This window comes from Cysteiniphilum halobium (assembly GCF_003574425.1).
GTDB classification, from domain to species: Bacteria; Pseudomonadota; Gammaproteobacteria; order Francisellales; family Francisellaceae; genus Caedibacter; species Caedibacter halobius.
On sequence record NZ_QLIU01000094.1, the window covers coordinates 1 to 6,286 of the forward strand.

Below are 6,286 nucleotides of genomic sequence, written 5' to 3' on the forward strand. Positions count from 1 at the left end.
ATATAGCTATTTCCGGTATGGCTTGGATATGATTGCTAATGCTTATCAAAGAGCAGCTTTTAGCATAAGAGATTTTAAGCTCTGCCTTAAGATTTTAAATCGACCATTACAGGAGCTACTCAAATGAAAAAATCATCGTGTACAGAGGGACGAAATATTTAAGCGAATTGATTTTTTAAAAGACTTTTAAGCTATTTTTTTTTATCATAAAGCCACATTTTATTTTTTATTTTGATGGAAATCATATGAATATCATTCTTTTAGGTCCTCCTGGTGCTGGTAAAGGCACACAGGCAAAACGCATTGAAACGCAATTTAATATCCCACAAATCTCGACAGGTGATATGTTACGCTTAGCTATTAAATCAGGTTCTGAAATCGGCGTGAAATTAAAGAAAATTCTTGATGCCGGCGAACTGGTTTCTGATGATTTCATTATGCAGATCGTTAAAGAGCGTCTATCACAGTCTGATTGTAAAAATGGCTTTATGCTTGATGGCGTGCCACGAACGCTGGGACAAGCAGAGGCATTTAAAAAACTTGGAATAAATATTGATTTTATTATTGAAATCACTCTGGATGATGATATTATAGTTAAGCGAATGTCGGGGCGGAGACTTCATGAGTCGTCAGGGCGAACCTATCACATTGATAACAACCCACCAAAAGTTGCCGGAAAAGATGATCAAACGGGTGAGGATTTGATTCAACGCGAAGATGATAAAGAGGAAACCGTTAAGAATCGCTTAAATGTGTATCATGCACAAACTGCACCATTGATTGAATATTATCAGCATTTTGATACAACTGGTACTAAGCTTAAAAAGCCTATTTATGTTAAAGTCAATGGCAATCAAAGTGTTGATATTGTAACTAAAGAAATCTTTAAGACACTTCACTCTCAAGTGACGGTTTAGATTGCTGCCCCACTTAAGTGCTTTGCCAACGGTGCGGGCAGAGCATATTTCTTTAACTCTTTTTTATCAACCCAATAAGCATTATCAAACCTTGGCTTTTTGCTTAACTGATAAGCTTTAATATCATAATAAAGCTCAAAATGCGTAAATATATGCTTTTGCTCCTCACATAGCATGTGACTGTACTCACCAATGTTCAGAGCCGTTTCAGGTAGCGTATACAGCCCACCCCAGATACCTTTATTGGGTTTTTTGATTAATAATAATTCACCTTGATATTGATAAAGATGAAATACCGTTGATCGTATTGGCTTGGCAACTTTTACTTTTTTTCGTGGGTATTGCTCAACACGATTACTTGCAAAACTTAAACAGATATTTTGTAGTGGGCAAAGCCCACACTTTGGTTTAGTACGTGTACATATTGTTGCCCCCAAATCCATTTGTGCTTGTGTATAATTTTGTGTTTTGTCTTTTGGCATAAGTCTATGCGCCAATTGCCATAATCTCTTTTCAGTGCTTACGCCAGATAATACATCATCAATGACAAAAACCCGTGCAAATACGCGCTTAACATTACCATCCATAATTGGCTTTGCTTGATTAAACGCAATAGATAAGATCGCATGTGCTGTTGATCTACCAATTCCAGGTAATGCTAATAATGCATCAACATTATCAGGCATGACACCGTTGTATTTTTGACAAACGATTTGTGCCGTCTTGTGTAAGTTTCTAGCGCGTGCATAATAACCAAGCCCTGCCCAGTGTTGCATTATGCTATCTTGACTTGCTTGTGCTAAATCACTGATTTGAGGGAAAGTATCTATAAACTTAAGAAAGTAGGGAATAACAGCTTTGACTTGTGTTTGCTGCAACATAATCTCAGACAACCATACGTAATATGGCTTAAAGTCGCCCTGCCATGGTAAATCATGTCGACCACTGTGGGCAAACCACGTAAGCAATGACGCATGGTATTGTTCAATAGCAAAGTGAAGTTCAATCTCAGTCATACTTTATTAGTGAATCAATAAACACATCTTTTGGCATTTTATCGCGTCCCTTGAGTTCATTAAGCTCGATCACAAATAGTGAACCTAGCACATTGGCACCTGCTTTTCTAACAAGTTCAATACAGGCACTCGCCGTTCCCCCTGTTGCCAATAAATCATCTACCAATAGCACTTGATCATTGACTGTAAAAGCATCCTGATGTACTTCTAATCTATCGGTACCATACTCTAATTCATACTCACAAGTATGTACAGCACGTGGTAGCTTACCTGGTTTACGAATAGGCACAAAACCAATGGATAAATGTTTTGCCAATGCCACACCAAAGATAAATCCACGACTCTCAGGACCAGCTATTATGGTAGGTTTTAAAGCTCTTTCTTTAATACGCTTAGCCATAAGACTTGCTGTTTGAGTCAAGCCATTGGCATCTGCTAATAAAGGTGTAACATCACGAAACAAAATGCCCGGTTTGGGAAAATCAGGCACTGCTGCAATTAGAGACTCTATGGTTGTTATGCTCATTATTTAAAAGGAATCTTTCTTTGACATAAATTTCGCTCATGGTAGCACGTTGACACAAGTATTGTCATTCAAAAAATCAAAGGCCTCCTATATCCGAATTGAATCAAACTCATGCTAAATAACCTTGATACAAAAATTTGAGAGTGTAATAGAGTGTAATAATGTTGTCTTCTTATTGTGGTAGACCTCTGCCTTGTGACCACCTGTAACCAAATAATTATCTCCAATAGTGACTGTCATTGACTGTAATAGTTGATATTCAAAATGACAAACCTCCTATATCCAGATTATAATCAGCAGCATTAAAATTTAGATAATTACATATTCATCTTAAACGATGAATCCAATTAAAGGCATCACAAACATGACACACATCAAACTCATCGTTGGTCTTGGTAATATTGGCAGCCAATATGAAGGTACGCGTCACAACGCTGGACAATGGTTTCTAGAGGCGGTTGCCGATAAGCTAAACCTGGCACTTGTAAGTGATAATAAATTTCATGGCGCCGTTGCACAAATACCAATTGGTGCCAATAAACTTTGGCTTTTATATCCACATACCTTTATGAATAAAAGCGGCTTAGCCGTATCTAAACTAACACAATTTTATAAAATCATGCCAGATGAAATCCTAGTCGCACATGATGAGCTTGATTTGCCTTGTGGGCAGATTCGTCTTAAAAAAGGGGGCGGACACGGCGGGCATAATGGTTTAAGAGATATTGATGCATGCCTTGGCACACGTGACTATCACCGTTTACGCATTGGTATTGATCACCCTGGAGATCGCAATAAAGTTGTGGGTTATGTATTAGGTAAACCATCTATTGATGATAAAATTGCGATTGATCACAGCATTACACGTGCGATTTCTTATCTAGACGATATAATACAGGGCAATTATCAAAGCGTGATGAATGAGCTTCACCAGAAAGAACAGTAAACTAAGGGTTTTTATATGGGTTTTAAATGTGGTATTGTTGGACTTCCCAATGTCGGGAAGTCAACGCTATTTAATGCATTAACAAAAGCAGGTATTCAAGCGGAAAACTATCCATTTTGTACGATTGAACCAAATATCGGCATGGTATCTGTACCTGATCCAAGACTAGATCAATTGTCCAGTATTGTTAATCCACAGAAAGTTATCGCTGCAACGATGGAGTTTGTTGATATTGCAGGTCTTGTTGCCGGTGCCTCCAAAGGCGAAGGCTTAGGTAATAAATTCTTAGCCAATATTCGTGAAACCGATGCGATTGCCCATGTGGTACGTTGCTTTCATAATGATGACGTTGTCCATGTTGCCGGGCAAGTTAATCCCATTGATGATATTCAAACTATTAATACTGAGCTGTTACTTGCCGATATCGAAAGCGTTGATAAAATTATTCAGCGTGTACAAAAACTTGCCAAAAGCGCTAACAAAGAAGCGAAATTGCAACTTGAGTTTTATCAAAATCTCAAAGAGCATTTAGAGTCTGAAAAGCCAGTACGCAGCTTCCCATTTAGTGATGAGCAAAATACTTGGATCAAGCAAACGCCATTATTAACACATAAACCCACACTTTATATCGCTAACGTTGATGAATCTGGTTTTGATAACAATCCGTTATTAGATAAAGTCATTGAGTTTGCTAAAACTGATAACGCAGATGTTGTTGCTGTATGTGCAGCGATCGAATCTGAAATTGCTGAGCTTGACGATGATGAAAAAATGGAATTTCTAACGGATCTTGGTTTAGATGAGCCAGGTCTTAATCGCGTGATTCGCGCAGGCTACAAGCTACTACAATTACAAACTTATTTTACCGCAGGTGTTAAAGAAGTCCGTGCATGGACTATCCCTATAGGTGCCACCGCCCCACAAGCAGCCGGCAAAATCCACACTGATTTTGAGCGTGGTTTTATTCGTGCTGAGGTCATTGGTTTTAATGATTACATTGAATACAGTGGCGAGAAAGGCGCCAAAGATGCTGGCAAAGCACGCCTAGAAGGCAAAGAGTATATCGTCCATGATGGTGATGTCGTTCATTTTAGGTTTAATGTTTAGAAAGAATTTTATTTGTTATAGGTTATATAGGATGTAGTTTATACTTTACTTTTTAATCTAAAAGCTCACTGTAATATTGGAAAAAGTGAAGTCAACCCACCTGCCATCATCTGAATGGCAATGGCTGCTAAAATAAGCCCCATCACACGTGATATTACCGATAATGCCTCATCATTTAAAAAGTGTGCAAGTTTTGGGGTAAGCTTAAGTAATATCCAAAAAAGCACAGATACTATAGCGCAAATAATACTTGCAATACAAAACTGCCATAGAGTGAAGTCATGGGCATGCATAATAATGACAGCCATTGCTCCAGGGCCTGCAATCACAGGAATTGCCATAGGTACCACAGCAATAGATTGCTGTTTTTCATTATTTCTTTTGTTTTCCCCTTTCTTACGATTATGATTATTACCTTGGATCATTGATAGAGCAATATGTAAAACAATCAAACCACCAGCTAGTTTAAATGCACCAATACTAATCCCAAAAAAGTTTAAAATTGGCCAACCGACCCATAATGAAATCATTAATAATACAAAAATAGCAACAGCACAGATCTTTGCTGTTGTATTACAATCTTTCTCATCCCTATCACTAATCAATGCAATATAAATAGCTAAATTACCAATAGGATTCATAATCACGATCAGTGCAATGGCAAAACTTAACATCTATCTTCCTTATTTCGCTTATTCAATTATCTAACCTATTTAGCCTAGCTTATCAGCAGAAATTTTCCATAATAAAAGAACTTCAGACAATTAAGAGTTATTTGCTATTAACAATACTATTCATTACTCTCTTGGTTATAAATCAAGCTGCGCACTGGCAAAACATAATTCAAATTGTCAACTAATACGGGATTAATAGTGCCTTGTTTTAGACTAACTCGTCTGACCATCCCACCAATCCAATCGGCTGAAGTCCAATAAAAACTAACCGTCATGTTCTCAAAGCCATTCATCATTAGCCAGTCAAGATTATAATTCGGCCCAACACTAATATCAGCACCATAATTTATGAGGCTGGATAATTCGTTGGTATTAGGTAAGCGCCAGTCACTGTAGCCACATAGTTTAACTGCAGCGATATTCATATTATTAATTGCTTGGATGGCATCATGCCAGTTAAGTCTATTGAGATTTATAATTACATTACCATAATTAGGTTGTAGTGATGGTCCTGCATTATCAAAGTCTTCAAAACCAATAACTCCATTTTTGGGCCACATAAGTCCTGTTAAATAATCTATTATACACTCTCCTTCTTCTACAAATCGTGTAATCGGCCATGGCTCGCCAGCCATGATGTCACCATCAGCGCCAACAGGGGCTACAATCGGCATAGATGACGTTTGCCCCGTTATGATCACTTTAGCAAGGTAACCATTGCTGTTACCTCTTACAGGGATAGCATGCGGAAAAAGATTTACTTTATCAAATGTTAGCAGATAATAATCCTGCATATGTACTGTATAAGCATCATTAATATTATTAACACGTGTTGTACTAGTCCAATATGCATCAGGGCTAACATTTATACTAAAACCATTAAGCCAGGTATAATTAAGAATTTCACCATAATTAATAAGGCTTTTAAGTTCATTAACATTAGGCAAACGCCAATCGGTATAACCACAACGCGAATAATTATTAGCCGCAGTCAATGCATCACTCCATGATAGACCAGTAAAGGAGTCTTCTCTTGGCCACATTAGGCCTGTGAGATTATCTATTACACAATCTGCCTCTGCACCAGTACCTTGACTAAA

The 6,286-nt window shown here is 37.7% G+C and carries 7 protein-coding genes; 3 read left to right on the top strand and 4 right to left on the bottom strand.

The features are described from left to right. Positions 1–245: 245 nt before the first annotated feature. The gene (gene adk, locus DNK85_RS11010) at positions 246–917 is read left to right on the top strand and encodes an adenylate kinase (RefSeq protein ID WP_119329601.1); all 672 of its coding nucleotides are present in this window, start codon (positions 246–248) and stop codon (positions 915–917) included. Here adk and mutY read toward each other — a convergent pair. Both mutY and DNK85_RS11020 read right to left on the bottom strand, forming a co-directional pair. Continuing rightward, positions 914–1,933: an A/G-specific adenine glycosylase gene (gene mutY / locus DNK85_RS11015; RefSeq protein ID WP_119329602.1), complete on the bottom strand. Its 1,020-nt coding sequence runs from the start codon at positions 1,931–1,933 to the stop codon at positions 914–916. The two genes, adk and mutY, sit on opposite strands and share 4 nt — an antisense overlap. Then, complete coding sequence (locus DNK85_RS11020) at positions 1,926–2,459, bottom strand: adenine phosphoribosyltransferase (RefSeq protein ID WP_119329603.1); 534 nt, start codon at positions 2,457–2,459, stop codon at positions 1,926–1,928. Before DNK85_RS11020 ends, mutY begins: the two co-directional genes overlap by 8 nt. A gap of 364 nt (positions 2,460–2,823) precedes the next feature. On the opposite strand from DNK85_RS11020, the gene pth reads away from it, so the two are divergent. Further along, positions 2,824–3,405, top strand: coding sequence for an aminoacyl-tRNA hydrolase (gene pth, locus DNK85_RS11025; protein ID WP_119329606.1), 582 nt, complete (start codon positions 2,824–2,826; stop codon positions 3,403–3,405). A gap of 15 nt (positions 3,406–3,420) precedes the next feature. Next, positions 3,421–4,512: a redox-regulated ATPase YchF gene (gene ychF / locus DNK85_RS11030; protein ID WP_119329604.1), complete on the top strand. Its 1,092-nt coding sequence runs from the start codon at positions 3,421–3,423 to the stop codon at positions 4,510–4,512. 65 nt (positions 4,513–4,577) lie between these two features. Here the strand turns inward: ychF and DNK85_RS11035 are convergent, their stop codons facing one another. Both DNK85_RS11035 and DNK85_RS11040 read right to left on the bottom strand, forming a co-directional pair. Beyond that, positions 4,578–5,186: a MarC family protein gene (locus tag DNK85_RS11035; RefSeq protein ID WP_119329605.1), complete on the bottom strand. Its 609-nt coding sequence runs from the start codon at positions 5,184–5,186 to the stop codon at positions 4,578–4,580. 116 nt (positions 5,187–5,302) lie between these two features. Next, positions 5,303–6,286: Lcl C-terminal domain-containing protein (locus DNK85_RS11040; RefSeq protein WP_162896703.1), on the bottom strand; the 984-nt coding region annotated here is incomplete at its 5' end.

Coding starts and splice junctions, on each gene's coding strand:
- DNK85_RS11020 (WP_119329603.1), bottom strand. CDS start 2,459: ATGAGCATAACAACCATAGAGTCTCTAATTGCAGCAGTGCCTGATTTT.
- pth (WP_119329606.1), top strand. CDS start 2,824: ATGACACACATCAAACTCATCGTTGGTCTTGGTAATATTGGCAGCCAA.
- DNK85_RS11035 (WP_119329605.1), bottom strand. CDS start 5,186: ATGTTAAGTTTTGCCATTGCACTGATCGTGATTATGAATCCTATTGGT.
- mutY (WP_119329602.1), bottom strand. CDS start 1,933: ATGACTGAGATTGAACTTCACTTTGCTATTGAACAATACCATGCGTCA.
- adk (WP_119329601.1), top strand. CDS start 246: ATGAATATCATTCTTTTAGGTCCTCCTGGTGCTGGTAAAGGCACACAG.
- ychF (WP_119329604.1), top strand. CDS start 3,421: ATGGGTTTTAAATGTGGTATTGTTGGACTTCCCAATGTCGGGAAGTCA.